The organism is Pseudomonas sp. PS1(2021) (assembly GCF_020405165.1).
GTDB lineage: Bacteria > Pseudomonadota > Gammaproteobacteria > Pseudomonadales > Pseudomonadaceae > Pseudomonas > Pseudomonas aeruginosa.
Window position 1 is genome coordinate 6,887,380 of the sequence record NZ_CP084484.1, and the last position, 14,353, is coordinate 6,901,732.

Here is a 14,353-nt window from a genome sequence, read left to right on the forward strand (position 1 = left end):
AACAGTCCGGCTGTCTAAAGCATTGCCGGCCAGGCCTCCCAGGCAAGTGAGATAAGGTCGCATTTGATAATCGTTGCCAGGAACTGGCAACCGACCTCAGATGCTTGCCCTAGGGAGCCCCCATGGATCTGCCCCCCGATTCCCGTACCGCCCTGCGCGACTGGCTGACCGAGCAGCTCGCCGACCTGCTCGGTGAACCGCTTGCCGACGTGCGCGCCCTGGCGGACGACGACGACCTGCTGGGCTGCGGCCTCGACTCGATCCGCCTGATGTACCTGCAGGAACGCCTGCGCGCGCGTGGCTCGACGCTGGACTTCGCCCAGTTGGCGCAGCGCCCCTGCCTGGGGGCCTGGCTCGACCTGCTGGCCTGCGCGGACCGGCTGTCCGCCCCGGCAACGGTCGCGCTGCCGACGGCGCAGGATCGCGACCAGCCGTTCGAGCTGTCTTCCGTGCAGCAGGCCTACTGGCTGGGACGTGGCGCCGGCGAGGTGCTGGGCAACGTCAGCTGCCATGCCTTCCTGGAATTCCGCACGCGGGATGTCGACCCGCAGCGCCTGGCCGCGGCGGCGGAGTGCGTGCGTCAACGCCACCCGATGTTGCGGGCGCGCTTCCTCGACGGTCGCCAGCAGATCCTTCCGACGCCGCCGCTGTCCTGCTTCGACCTGCAGGACTGGCGCACCTTACAGGTGGACGAGGCCGAGCGCGACTGGCAGGCGCTGCGCGACTGGCGCGCCCATGAATGCCTGGCGGTGGAGCGCGGCCAGGTGTTCCTGCTCGGGCTGGTGCGCATGCCGGGCGGCGAGGATCGCCTCTGGCTGAGTCTCGACCTGCTTGCCGCCGATGTCGAAAGCCTGCGCCTGCTGCTGGCCGAACTGGGCGTTGCCTACCTGGCGCCGGAGCGCCTGGCGGAGCCGCCGGCGCTGCATTTCGCCGACTACCTGGCGCACCGTGCGGCGCAACGCGCCGAGGCCGCGGCGCGGGCCCGCGACTACTGGCTGGAACGCCTGCCGCGCTTGCCGGACGCGCCGGCCCTGCCGTTGGCCTGCGCGCCGGAAAGCATCCGCCAGCCGCGCACCCGGCGCCTGGCATTCCAGCTTTCCGCCGGCGAGAGCCGGCGCCTGGAGCGTCTTGCCGCGCAGCATGGCGTGACCTTGTCCAGCGTGTTCGGCTGCGCCTTCGCGCTGGTCCTGGCGCGCTGGAGCGAAAGCGCGGAATTTCTCCTCAACGTGCCGTTGTTCGATCGGCATGCCGACGACCCGCGTATCGGCGAGGTGATCGCCGACTTCACCACCCTGTTGCTGCTGGAGTGCCGGATGCAGGCCGGGGTGTCCTTCGCCGAGGCGGTGAAGAGCTTCCAGCGCAACCTCCACGGAGCCATCGACCACGCCGCATTCCCCGCCCTGGAGGTGCTCCGCGAGGCGCGCCGGCAGGGCCAGCCACGCTCGGCGCCGGTGGTGTTCGCCAGCAACCTGGGCGAGGAGGGCTTCGTCCCGGCGGCCTTCCGCGACGCTTTCGGCGATCTCCACGACATGCTCTCGCAGACCCCGCAGGTCTGGCTCGACCACCAGCTCTACCGGGTGGGCGACGGTATCCTGCTGGCCTGGGATAGCGTCGTCGGCCTGTTCCCCGAAGGTCTGCCGGAAACCATGTTCGAAGCCTACGTGGGGCTGCTCCAGCGTCTCTGCGACAGCGCCTGGGAGCAGCCCGCCGATCTGCCGTTGCCCTGGGCGCAGCAGGCGCGCCGGGCCCTGCTCAACGGCCAGCCGGCATGCGCCACGGCGCGCACCCTGCATCGCGACTTCTTCCTTCGCGCCGCCGAGGCGCCGGATGCCGACGCGCTGCTCTATCGCGACCAACGTGTCACCCGCGGCGAACTGGCCGAGCGTGCGCTGCGCATCGCCGGCGGCCTGCGCGAAGCCGGGGTGCGCCCTGGCGACGCGGTCGAGGTCAGCCTGCCGCGCGGACCGCAGCAGGTCGCGGCGGTATTCGGCGTGCTCGCCGCAGGCGCCTGCTACGTGCCGCTGGACATCGACCAGCCGCCCGCACGGCGGCGCCTGATCGAAGAGGCCGCCGGGGTATGCCTGGCGATCACCGAGGAGGACGATCCGCAGGCCTTGCCGCCGCGCCTGGATGTCCAGCGCCTGCTGCGCGGCCCGGCGCTGGCCGCCCCCGTGCCGCTGGCGCCGCAGGCGAGTGCCTATGTGATCTACACCTCGGGCTCCACCGGGGTGCCCAAGGGCGTCGAGGTCAGCCACGCGGCGGCGATCAATACCATCGACGCGCTGCTCGACCTGCTGCGGGTGAACGCATCGGATCGCTTGCTGGCGGTCTCCGCGCTGGACTTCGATCTGTCGGTCTTCGACCTGTTCGGCGGCCTCGGCGCCGGTGCCAGCCTGGTCCTGCCGGCCCAGGAACAGGCGCGCGATGCCGCTGCCTGGGCGGAGGCTATCCAGCGGCATGCGGTGAGCCTGTGGAACTCGGCGCCGGCCTTGCTGGAGATGGCCCTCAGCCTGCCGGCGAGCCAGGCCGACTATCGCAGTCTGCGGGCGGTGCTGCTGTCCGGCGACTGGGTGGCCCTGGACCTGCCCGGCCGCCTGCGCCCACGTTGTGCCGAAGGCTGCCGCCTGCATGTGCTGGGTGGCGCTACCGAAGCGGGCATCTGGTCGAACCTGCAGAGCGTCGATACGGTGCCGCCGCACTGGCGTTCGATTCCCTACGGCCGGCCATTGCCGGGACAGGCCTACCGGGTGGTCGACACCCACGGGCGCGACGTGCCGGACCTGGTGGTCGGCGAGCTGTGGATCGGCGGCGCCAGCCTGGCCCGCGGCTATCGCAACGATCCCGAACTCAGCGCCCGGCGCTTCGTCCACGATGCCCAGGGCCGCTGGTATCGCACCGGCGATCGCGGTCGCTACTGGGGCGACGGTACCCTGGAATTCCTCGGTCGGGTCGACCAGCAGGTGAAAGTGCGCGGCCAGCGCATCGAGTTGGGCGAGGTGGAGGCCGCGCTGTGCGCCCAGGCTGGCGTGGAGAGCGCCTGCGCGGTGGTGCTCGGCGGTGGCGTGGCGAGCCTCGGCGCGGTGCTGGTACCGCGCCTGGCGCCACGGGCCGAAGGCTCCATGGAATTACCGGCCGCACAGCCCTTCGCCGGCCTGGCAGAGGCCGAGGCGGTACTCACCCGGGAAATCCTCGGCGCGCTGCTGGAGGCGCCGCTGGAGCTAGACGACGGTTTGCGCCGGCGCTGGCTGGACTGGCTAGCGGACTCCGCCGCCAGCGCGCTGCCGTCGCTCGACGAGGCGTTGCGCCGGCTCGGCTGGCAGGCCGCGGGGCTGACCGCGATGGGCAACGCTCTGCGCGGCCTGCTCGCCGGCGAACAGGCGCCGGCCGCGCTGCTCCTCGATCCCTGGCTGGCGCCGCAGGCGGTGGCCGCGCGCCTGCCGGACGGCCGCGAGGCCCTGGCGCGCCTGCTCGAAGCGCTGCCGACGCCGGCTGCCGGCGAACGCCTGCGGGTGGCGGTGCTGGATACCCGCGCCGGGCTCTGGCTCGACCAGGGCATGGCCTCGCTGTTGCGCCCGGGGCTGGAACTGACCCTCTTCGAACGCAGCCGCGTCCTCCTCGACGCCGCCGCCACCCGCTTGCCGGAACGGATCGTGGTGCAGGCGCTGGACGACGGCCTGCTACCTGCCGAGCACCTCGGTCGCTACGACCGGGTGATCAGCTTCGCCGCGCTGCACGCCTACGAGGCCAGCCGCGAAGGCCTGGCGCTGGCGGCGGCGCTGCTGCGCCCGCAGGGCCGCCTGTTGCTGGTGGACCTGCTATGCGAGTCGCCACTGGCGCTGCTCGGTGCGGCCTTGCTCGACGACCGGCCGCTGCGCCTGGCGGAGTTGCCGAGCCTGTTGGTCGATCTCGCCGCTGCGGGACTGGCGCCGCGTTGCCTGTGGCGCAGCGAACGGCTCGCCCTGGTCGAGGCGCTGGCGCCGGGACTAGGGCTCGACGCCGCCGCGCTCCAGGCCGGCCTGGAGCAACGCCTGCCCCAGGCGATGCGGCCCGAACGCCTGTGGTGCCTGCCAAGCCTGCCGTTGAACGGCAATGGCAAGGTCGATCGTCGCCGCCTGGCCGAGAGCATGACCCGCGCACTCGGCGAGTGTCGTCACGAGCCCTCGGCGGAGGAGCCGCTGGAAGCCCATGAGCAAGCGCTGGCCGAGTGCTGGGAAGCGGTTCTCAAACGCCCGGTGCGTCGTCGCGAGGCGAGCTTCTTCAGCCTCGGCGGCGACAGCCTGCTGGCGACCCGCCTGCTGGCCGGCATACGTGAGCGTTTCGGCGTACGCCTGGGCATGGCCGACTTCTATCGCCAGCCGACCCTGGCCGGTCTTGCCCGCCACTTGCAGGCGCAGACCGTCGAAATCGAGGAAACCCAACTGGAAGAGGGCGTGCTATGAGCCTCGGCGAACTGCTGGAAACCTGCCGCAGCCGGCGCATCGAACTCTGGAGCGAGGCGGGCCGCCTGCGCTATCGCGCCCCACAGGGCGCCCTCGACGCCGGCCTCGCCGAGCGCCTGCGGGCCGAGCGCGAGGCCCTGCTGGAACACCTGGAAGGCGGCCCTGGCTGGCGCGCCGAACCCGACCTGGCCCACCAGCGCTTCCCATTGACCCCGGTGCAGGCCGCCTACGTGCTGGGCCGCCAGGCGGCCTTCGACTACGGCGGTAACGCCTGCCAGCTGTACGCCGAGTACGACTGGCCGGTCGACACCGATCCGGCGCGCCTGGAGGCGGCCTGGAACGCCATGGTCGAGCGCCACCCGATGCTGCGCGCGGTGATCGAGGACAACGCCTGGCAGCGCGTGCTGCCCGAGGTGCCCTGGCAGCGGCTGACCGTGCATGCCTGCGCGGGGCTCGACGAGGCCGCTTTCCAGGCGCACCTGGAGCGGGTCCGCGAACGCCTCGACCACGCCTGCGCGGCGCTCGACCAGTGGCCGGTCCTGCGCCCCGAGCTGAGTATCGGCCGGGATGCCTGCGTACTGCACTGCTCGGTGGATTTCACCCTGGTCGACTACGCCAGCCTGCAATTGCTGCTTGGCGAATGGCGCCGCCGCTATCTCGATCCGCAATGGACGGCGGAACCGCTGGAGGCGACCTTCCGCGACTATGTCGGCGTCGAGCAGCGCCGACGCCAGTCGCCAGCCTGGCAGCGCGACCGCGACTGGTGGCTGGCGCGTCTCGACGCGCTACCGGGGCGTCCCGACCTGCCGCTGCGGGTGCAGCCGGACACCCGGTCCACGCGCTTCCGGCACTTCCACGCGCGCCTCGACGAGGCCGCCTGGCAGGCGCTCGGCGCGCGCGCCGGCGAACACGGCCTGAGCGCTGCCGGCGTGGCCTTGGCGGCCTTCGCCGAGACCATCGGTCGCTGGAGCCAGGCACCGGCGTTCTGTCTCAACCTGACGGTACTCAACCGGCCGCCGCTGCATCCGCAGCTGGCGCAGGTGCTCGGTGACTTCACCGCGCTCAGCCTGCTGGCAGTGGACAGCCGCCACGGCGACAGTTTCGTCGAGCGTGCCCGACGCATCGGCGAGCAGATGTTCGACGACCTCGACCACCCGACCTTCAGCGGCGTCGACCTGCTGCGCGAACTGGCGCGCCGGCGCGGTCGCGGCGCCGACCTGATGCCGGTGGTGTTCACCAGTGGCATCGGCAGCGTGCAGCGCCTGCTCGGCGATGGCGAGGCGCCGCGCGCGCCACGCTACATGATCAGCCAGACCCCGCAGGTCTGGCTGGACTGCCAGGTCACCGACCAGTTCGGCGGCCTGGAGATCGGCTGGGACGTACGCCTCGGGTTGTTCCCCGAGGGCCAGGCGGAAGCCATGTTCGACGACTTCGTCGGGCTGCTCCGGCGCCTGGCGCAGAGCCCGCGCGCCTGGACCGACGGCGATGCCACGGAACCCGTCGAGGCGCCGCCGCAGGCGTTGCCCGGTAGTGCCCGGAGCATCGCCGCCGGTTTCGCCGAGCGTGCCCTGCTGACCCCCGACGCCACGGCGATCCACGATGCCGCCGGCAGCTACAGCTACCGCCAGGTCGCCCAGCACGCCAGCGCCCTGCGCCGCGTCCTGGAAGCGCACGGCGCGGGCCGTGGCCGGCGGGTTGCGGTGATGCTGCCGAAAAGCGCCGCGCAATTGGTCGCGGTGATCGGCATCCTCCAGGCCGGCGCCGCCTATGTGCCGGTGGACATCCGCCAGCCTCCGCTGCGGCGCCAGGCGATCCTCGCCAGCGCCGAAGTGGTCGCGCTGGTCTGCCTGGAAAGCGATGTCCCGGACGTCGGCTGCGCCTGCGTGGCCATCGACCGGCTGGCCGCCGACAGCGCCTGGCCGCCACCGCCCGCGGCGGAGGTGGCGGCGGACGACCTCGCCTACGTGATCTACACCTCCGGCTCCACCGGCACGCCAAAGGGCGTGATGCTCAGCCATGCGGCGGTGAGCAACACGCTGCTCGACATCAACCAGCGCTACGGCGTCGACGCCAACGACCGCGTCCTCGGCCTCGCCGAGCTGAGCTTCGACCTCTCGGTCTACGACTTCTTCGGCGCCACCGCGGCGGGGGCCCAGGTGGTCCTGCCGGACCCGGCGCGCGGCAGCGATCCATCGCACTGGGCGGAACTGCTGGAACGCCACGCCATCACCCTGTGGAACTCGGTGCCGGCCCAAGGCCAGATGCTCATCGATTACCTGGAGAGCGAGCCGCAACGTCACCTGCCGGGACCGCGCTGCGTGCTCTGGTCCGGTGACTGGATTCCGGTCAGCCTGCCGACCCGCTGGTGGCGGCGCTGGCCGGACAGCGCGCTGTTCAGCCTGGGCGGCGCCACCGAGGCGGCGATCTGGTCGATCGAGCAGCCGATCCGCCCGCAGCACACCGAGCTGGCCAGCATCCCTTATGGCCGTGCCCTACGTGGGCAGAGCGTGGAAGTCCTGGATGCCCGCGGGCGGCGCTGCCCGCCGGGCGTGCGCGGCGAGATCCATATCGGCGGGGTTGGCCTGGCGCTCGGCTACGCCGGCGATCCGCAGCGCACCGCCGAACGCTTCGTCCGTCACCCCGATGGCCGTCGCCTGTATCGCACCGGCGACCTCGGCCGCTACCTGGCCGACGGCAGCATCGAGTTCCTCGGCCGCGAGGACGACCAGGTGAAGATTCGCGGCCACCGCATCGAACTGGCCGAACTGGACGCCGCGCTGTGCGCCCATCCGCAGGTCAACCTGGCGGCCACCGTGGTGCTCGGCGAGACCCACGAGCGCAGCCTGGCCAGCTTCGTCACCCTGCATGCGCCGGTGGAGGCTGGCGAGGATCCGCGTACGGCGCTCGACGCGGTGCGCCAGCGGGCGGCCCAGGCCTTGCGCCGCGACTGGGGCAGCGAGGAGGGCATCGCCGCGGCGGTGGCCGCACTCGACCGTGCCTGCCTCGCCTCGTTGGCCGCCTGGCTGGCCGGCAGCGGTCTGTTCGCCAGTGCGACGCCGCTGGACTTCGCCACCCTGTGCCAGCGCCTGGGTATCGCCGAGGCGCGCCAGCGCCTGCTGCGCCACTGGTTGCGCCAACTGGAGGAGGGCGGCTACCTGCGCGCCGAGGGCGAGGGCGAGGGCTGGCTGGGCTGCGCCGAGCGTCCCGCGCAGAGTCCGGAGGACGCCTGGACGGCGTTCGCCGGCTGCGCGCCGGCGGCGCTCTGGCCGGCCGAGCTGGTCGCCTACCTGCGTGACAGCGCGCAATCCCTCGGCGAGCAACTGGCCGGGCGGATCAGCCCGGCGGCGCTGATGTTCCCGCAGGGCTCGGCGCGCATCGCCGAGGCCATGTACAGCCAGGGCCTGCATGCCCAGGCGCTGCACGAGGCCATGGCCGAGGCCATCGCCGCCATCGTCGAGCGCCAGCCGCAACGGCGCTGGCGCCTGCTGGAGCTTGGCGCCGGCACCGCCGCCGCCAGCCGCACGGTGATCGCCCGGTTGGCGCCGCTGGTGCAGCGAGGGGCGGAGGTGGACTACCTGTTCACCGACGTTTCCAGCTACTTCCTCGCCGCCGCCCGCGAGCGCTTCGCCGACCAGCCGTGGGTACGCTTCGGCCGCTTCGACATGAACGGCGATCTTCTCGACCAGGGCGTGGCGCCGCACTCGGTGGATATCCTCCTCAGCTCCGGGGCCTTGAACAACGCGCTGGACACCCCGGCGCTGCTGGCCGGCCTGCGCGAGTTGCTGAGCGCCGACGCCTGGCTGGTGATCCAGGAACTGACGCGCGAGCACAACGAGATCAGCGTCAGCCAGAGCCTGATGATGGAAAACCCGCGCGACCTCCGCGACGAGCGCCGCCAACTGTTCGTCCACACCGGGCAATGGCTGGAGTGGCTGGCGGCACAGGGTGGCGACCTGGCTTGCGGGGTGGTGCCGCCGGGCAGCGCTCTCGACCTGCTTGGCTACGATGTCCTGCTGGCTCGCTGCAAGACCGACCGCGCCCGCCTGGAGCCGGCCGAGCTGCTGGCCTTCGTCGAAGCGCGGGTGCCGCGCTACATGCTCCCGGCGCAGTTGCGCGTGCTCGAACGCCTGCCGGTCACCGGCAACGGCAAGATCGACCGCAAGGCCCTGACCGGCTTTGCCCGCCAGCCCCAGGCGGACCTTCGGCATGGCGTCGCGCAGGCACCGGCCGACGAACTGGAGAATGCGCTGCTGGCACTCTGGCGGGAGGTGCTGGACAACCCGTCGCTGGGCGTCGAGCAAGACTTCTTCGGGGCTGGCGGCGACTCGCTGTTGATCGCCCAGTTGATCGCCCGTTTGCGCGAACGACTGGAAAGCGCCCGTCGGCATCCGTTCGATCGCCTGCTACGCTGGGCGCTCAGCCAGCCGACGCCGCGCGGCCTGGCCGAACGCCTGCGCAGCGCGCCGGAAGAGGGCCGTGGGCCAGCCCTGGCCGCGGCGCGCGGCGTCGCCCCGGCGCCGGCCGGCATGTCGCGCGCACCGCTCGCCGAGGGCGCGGTGGCGCTCGACCCGCTGGTGCGCCTGGTGCCCGGCGAGGGCGTGCCGCGGGTGCTGGTCCACGAAGGCCTCGGCACGCTACTGCCGTACCGCCCGCTGCTTCGCGCCCTGGGTGAGGGGCGGCCGTTGCTGGGGCTGGCCGTGCATGACAGCGACGCCTACCTGGCGATCCCCGCCGAGCATCTCAACGCCTGCCTCGGCCGCCGCTACGCCGAGGCGCTCCATGGCCCCGGGCTGCGTGAGGTCGACCTGCTCGGCTACTGCTCCGGCGGGCTGGTCGCCCTGGAGACCGCCAAGTCCCTGGTCCAGCGCGGGGTGCGCGTGCGCCAACTGGATATCGTCTCCAGCTACCGGATTCCCTACCGGGTGGACGACGAGCGCCTGCTGTTGTTCAGCTTCGCCGCGACCCTCGGCCTGGATACCGCGGCGCTCGGCTTCCCCGCGCCGGAACGTCTCGGCCATGCGGTGCAGGCGGCGCTCGCGCAGACACCGGAGCGCCTGGGCGCCGAGGCGCTGGCGGAGCTACCGGGCCTGGCCGATCTCGTCGCCCTGCGCGGCCGCGTGCTACAGGCGGCCAGCGGTAGCGCCGACGCCGCCAGCGTCGAACGCGACACCCTCTACCGACTGTTCTGTCACTCGGTGCGTGCCAGCCAGGCCGCGGCGCCGGAGCCCTACGTCGGCGCGCTGCGGCTGTTCGTGCCGGACGCCGGCAACCCATTGGTGCCGTGCTACGCCGAGGCCCTGGAGACCCAATGGCGGGCCGCCGCGCTCGGCGCGTGCGGCATCCACGAGGTGCCCGGCGGGCACTTCGACTGCCTGGGCGAAGCCCTGGCGCAATCCCTGTCGAAACCCATGCCAGAGGAGGCGAGCCGATGAGCGACGTCCGTTCCGTGGTGGTCGCCGGTTCCCGGTTCGGCCAGTTCTATGCCGCCGGCGTCGCCGCCGATCCGCGCTTCGTCCTGCGCGGGATCCTTGGCCAGGGCAGCCGGCGTTCGCGGGCGTTGGCCGAGCGCCTCGGGGTGGAGACCTGGTGCGAGGTCGAGGCGTTGCCCGACGATGTCCGCCTGGCCTGCGTCGCGGTCGGCGGCGCGGCACGCGGCGAGCAGGGCCCGGCGCTGGCCGAGGCGCTGATGGCGCGTGGCATCGACGTGCTGATCGAGCATCCGTTGCTGCCGCGCGAATGGCAGGACCTGCTGCGCAGCGCCGAGCGCCTGGGCCGGCGCTGCCTGCTCAACACCTTCTATCCGCAGTTGCCGGCGGTGGCGCGTTTCATCGAACTGGGCCGCCAGTTGCACCACCGGCGCGGCATCCGCCACTTGGACGCGGCCTGCGGGGTGCAGGTCGGCTTCGCCACCCTGGACATCCTCGCCGCGTTGCTGGAGGGCGTCGGCCCCTGGTCGCTGGAGTCGCCCTCGAATGACCTGTCGGCGATGCGCGGGCTGTCCCTGGTGTTGGCGGAAGTGCCGTTGAGCCTGCACGTGCTCAACGAACTGGCGGCCGCCGACGACGGGCGCATGACCTTGTTGCAGCGCGTCAGCCTGACCACCGATCGCGGCACGCTGAGCCTGCTCAGCCCCCATGGCCCGTTGTTGTGGACGCCTGCGGTGGCGGTACCGGCAGAGGATGACGACGGCCTGTTCGCGCTGTTCGACGAGATAGCCGGCGAACCGCTGCCCAGCGCCCAGCTCTGGTATGCCGAACCGTGCAGCTGGGCCCAGGTGCACCAGCGCCTGTGGCCGGCGGCGGCGGCCGAGGCGCTGGCGCTGCTCGCCGACGGCGACGAGGTGCGCCGGCGCAACCAGCGCAGCCTGGAGGTCGCCGCCCTGTGGCAGCGGATCGGCGAGCGCCTTGGCTTCCCCGAGGCGCCGCCGGCGTCGCTGGCGCCGGCGAGCCTGGAACAGGTGCTGGAGCAAGCCTCGTGACCCCGGTGCTGTGGCGCCTGCTGCGCACCTATCGCTGGCGGCTGGCGGCGGCCATGGGGTTGCAGGCCCTGGCCGGGCTCTGCTCGCTGTTGCCCTGGATGCTTCTCGCCTGGCTCGCCGAGCCGCTGGCGCGCGGCCAGGCGCAGCCGGCCCTGCTGGCCCTGGTGCTGCTGGCGGTGCTGGCCTGGCTGGGCTGCCAGGCGCTGGCCGCGCACCTGGCCCACCGGGTCGACGCGGACCTCTGCAACGACCTGCGCCTGCGCCTGCTGGCGCACCTGCAACGGCTGCCGCTGGACTGGTTCGGTCGCCAGGGCCCGGACGGCGTGGCGCGCCTCGTGGAGCAGGACGTGCGGGCCCTGCACCAACTGATCGCGCACGCTCCCAACGATCTCAGCAACCTGTTGGTGGTGCCGCTCGTCGCGTTGCTCTGGCTGGCTTGGCTGCACCCCTGGCTGCTGCTGTTCTGCCTGCTGCCGCTGGTGCTGGCCGCCGCCGGCTTCCTGCTGCTGCGCTCGGCGCGCTACCGCGACCTGGTGCTGCGGCGCAACGCCGCGCTGGAAAGGCTCTCGGCGGACTATGGCGAATTCGCCCACAACCTGCTGCTGGCCCGACAGTACCCCGGCGCCGGCATACAACAGGGCGCCGAGGCGTCGGCGGCGGCCTTCGGCGAAGCGTTCGGCGCCTGGGTGAAGCGGGTCGGCCACCTCGCCGCGCTGGTCTACGTGCAGTTGTCGACGCCCTGGCTGCTGGCCTGGGTCCTGCTCGGCGCGCTGGTCCTGGATGCCCTCGGCGTGCCGCTGGCGCTCGGCCAGGCCTGTGCCTTCCTGCTCCTGCTGCGGGCCCTGGCCGCCCCGGTGCAGGCGCTCGGCCACGGCGGCGACGCGCTGCTGGGCGCGCGCGCCGCCGCCGAGCGCCTGCAGCAGGTATTCGACCAGGCGCCGTTGGCCGAGGGCCGCTCGACCCGCGAGCCGGTCGATGGCGCGGTGGCGCTGCACGGCCTGGGCCATGCCTATGAAGGCGTGGAGGTCCTGGCCGATATCGATCTGGAGCTGGAGGATGGCAGCCTGGTGGCCCTGGTCGGCCCCTCGGGCTCCGGCAAGAGCACCCTGCTGCACCTGCTGGCGCGCTACATGGACGCGCAGCGCGGCGAACTGGAGGTTGGCGGCCTGGCACTGAAGGACATGCCCGATGCCGTGCGCCACCGGCATATCGCGCTGGTCGGCCAGCAGGCGGCGGCGCTGGAGATATCCCTGGCCGACAACATCGCCCTGTTCCGCCCCGATGCCGATCTCCAGGAGATTCGCCAGGCGGCCCGTGACGCCTGCCTCGACGAGCGCATCATGGCCCTGCCGCGTGGCTACGACAGCGTGCCGGGACGCGACCTGCAACTGTCCGGCGGCGAACTGCAACGACTGGCCCTGGCCCGTGCGCTGTTATCGCCGGCGCGCCTGTTGCTGCTCGACGAGCCGACCTCGGCGCTGGATCCGCAGACCGCCCGGCAGGTCCTGCGCGACCTGCGCGAGCGTGGCGGCGGCCGGACCCGGGTGATCGTCGCCCATCGTCTGGCCGAAGTCAGCGATGCCGACCTGATCCTGGTGCTGGTCGCTGGCCGTCTGGTCGAACGCGGCGAGCACGCGGCGCTGTTGGCGGCGGACGGCGCCTATGCGCGCTTGTGGCGTGAACAGAACGGCGCGGAGGTGGCGGCATGACCCTGTTCGAACGAATGCGTGCGCTGCCCGAAGACTGCCGTGCCGCGTTGCGTCGGGCGAGCGCCTGGGCGGTCCTGGCGGCGCTGCTGGACGCCGCTTGCGGCGTATTGCTGGTGCCGCTGGTCGAGGCCTGGTTCGCCGAAGGCGCGTTGCCCTGGCGCTGGGTCGCCGCGTTGCTCGGCTTGAGCCTGGCGCAGGCGCTGTTGCAGTACCTGGCCCTGCGTCGCGGTTTCGCCGCCGGCGGCTCGCTGGCGGCTGGACTGGTGCGCAGCCTGGTGGCGCGCTTGCCGCGCCTGGCGCTGCCGGCGCTGCGCCGGGTCGCGCCGGCCGAAGGCCTGCTGCGCGGCCCGGTGATGCAGGCGATGGGCATTCCGGCGCACCTGCTGGGGCCGCTGATCGCCGCGTTGGTGACGCCGCTCGGGGTGATCCTCGGGCTGTTCCTGATCGACCCGTCCATCGCCCTCTGCCTGCTCCTTGCTGGTGCCGTCCTCGCCGCGCTGTTGCGCTGGAGCGGGCGGCGCAATCTGGCGGCGGAGGATGCCCGGCTGGCCGCCGAGCGCGACGCCGCACGGCAGTTGCAGGCGTTCGCCGAACGCCAGCCACTGCTGCGCGCGGCGCAGCGCGAAAGCGTCGCCCGCCAGGGGCTGGAAGAGGCCTTGCGCAGTCTCCACCGCAGCACCCTGGAACTGTTGCGGCGCAGCCTGCCCAGCGGCCTCGGCTTCGCCCTGGCGGTGCAGGCGGCGTTCGCCTTCGCCCTGCTCGGCGGCGCCTGGGCGGTGGAGCGACAATGGCTGGACGGCGCGCGACTGGTGGCCGTGCTGGTGCTGCTGGTGCGCTTCATCGAGCCGCTGGCCCAGCTCACCCATCTCGACCAGGCGTTGCGCGGCGCCTGGCAGGCGCTGGATACCCTGCTGCGGGTTTTCGCCCTGGCTCCGCTGCACAGCCCCGAGCCGGGCGAGCGGCCGCACGACGCCAGCCTGGCGGCCGAGGCCGTGGAATTGCGCCTGGAAGATGGCCGCGCCTTGCTCGAGGACATTTCCCTGAGGCTGGAGCCGGGTTCGCTGAACGTCCTCGTCGGACCCTCCGGGGCCGGCAAGAGCAGCCTGCTGGCGCTGCTCGGGCGGCTCTACGACGCCGACGCCGGGTGTGTCCTGCTGGGTGGCGTGGATATCCGCCGGTTGAGCGAAACGACCCTCGCCGCCAGTCGCAACCTGGTGTTCCAGGACAACGGCCTGTTCCGCGGCAGCGTTGCCTGGAACCTGCGCATGGCGCGAGCGGACGCCGATCTCGAAGCGCTGCGCGAGGTGGCGCGGGCGGTTGGCCTGCTGGAAGAGATCGAGGCCTGGCCGCAGGGCTGGGACAGCGATGTCGGCCCCGGCGGCGCGCTGCTGTCCGGCGGCCAGCGGCAACGCCTGTGCCTGGCTCGCGGGCTGCTCTCGGCAGCGCCGTTGCTGCTGCTCGACGAGCCCACCGCCAGCCTCGATGCAGCCAGCGAGGCGCAGGTGCTGCGCAGCCTGCTCGGGTTGCGCGGCCGGCGCACCCTGCTGGTAGTGACCCACCGCCCGGCGCTGGCGCGTCAGGCCGACCAGGTACTGCTGCTGGAGAAGGGGCGGCTGCGCCTGAGCGGACGTCACGCCGATCTGCTCGTCCGGGACGACTGGTATGCCGGCTTCGTCGGGCTGGCGGGCGAGGAAAGTTCCGCGACGGCCGTGGATCGATAAAGAAAG

At 72.5% G+C, this 14,353-nt stretch carries 5 protein-coding genes; all 5 read left to right on the forward strand.

Annotation, left to right across the window (positions count from 1 at the left end; genetic code table 11):
* The first annotated feature begins 122 nt into the window (after positions 1-122).
* The 5 genes from pchE to pchI are packed head-to-tail and all read left to right on the forward strand — an operon-like array spanning position 123 to position 14,347.
* A complete protein-coding gene (gene pchE, locus LE197_RS32720) occupies positions 123-4,439 on the forward strand; it encodes a pyochelin non-ribosomal peptide synthetase PchE (RefSeq protein ID WP_023115745.1) in 4,317 nt (1,438 codons plus the stop codon).
* Positions 4,436-9,871: a pyochelin non-ribosomal peptide synthetase PchF gene (pchF, locus tag LE197_RS32725; protein WP_226033796.1), complete on the forward strand. Its 5,436-nt coding sequence runs from the start codon at positions 4,436-4,438 to the stop codon at positions 9,869-9,871. The genes pchE and pchF overlap by 4 nt, the downstream gene beginning before the upstream one ends.
* On the forward strand, positions 9,868-10,917 hold the full coding sequence (gene pchG, locus LE197_RS32730) for a pyochelin biosynthesis thiazoline reductase PchG (protein WP_003129320.1): 1,050 nt from the start codon (positions 9,868-9,870) through the stop codon (positions 10,915-10,917). Before pchF ends, pchG begins: the two co-directional genes overlap by 4 nt.
* A complete protein-coding gene (pchH, locus tag LE197_RS32735; RefSeq protein WP_023091012.1) occupies positions 10,914-12,626 on the forward strand; it encodes an ABC transporter ATP-binding protein PchH in 1,713 nt (570 codons plus the stop codon). The genes pchG and pchH overlap by 4 nt, the downstream gene beginning before the upstream one ends.
* Positions 12,623-14,347: an ABC transporter ATP-binding protein PchI gene (gene pchI, locus LE197_RS32740; RefSeq protein ID WP_016263063.1), complete on the forward strand. Its 1,725-nt coding sequence runs from the start codon at positions 12,623-12,625 to the stop codon at positions 14,345-14,347. The genes pchH and pchI overlap by 4 nt, the downstream gene beginning before the upstream one ends.
* The last annotated feature ends 6 nt before the right edge of the window (positions 14,348-14,353 follow it).

What these genes read in the sequence shown, in the direction of transcription:
- pchE (WP_023115745.1), top strand. Translation starts at nt 123, where the DNA reads ATGGATCTGCCCCCCGATTCCCGTACCGCCCTGCGCGACTGGCTGACC.
- pchF (WP_226033796.1), top strand. Translation starts at nt 4,436, where the DNA reads ATGAGCCTCGGCGAACTGCTGGAAACCTGCCGCAGCCGGCGCATCGAA.
- pchG (WP_003129320.1), top strand. Translation starts at nt 9,868, where the DNA reads ATGAGCGACGTCCGTTCCGTGGTGGTCGCCGGTTCCCGGTTCGGCCAG.
- pchI (WP_016263063.1), top strand. Translation starts at nt 12,623, where the DNA reads ATGACCCTGTTCGAACGAATGCGTGCGCTGCCCGAAGACTGCCGTGCC.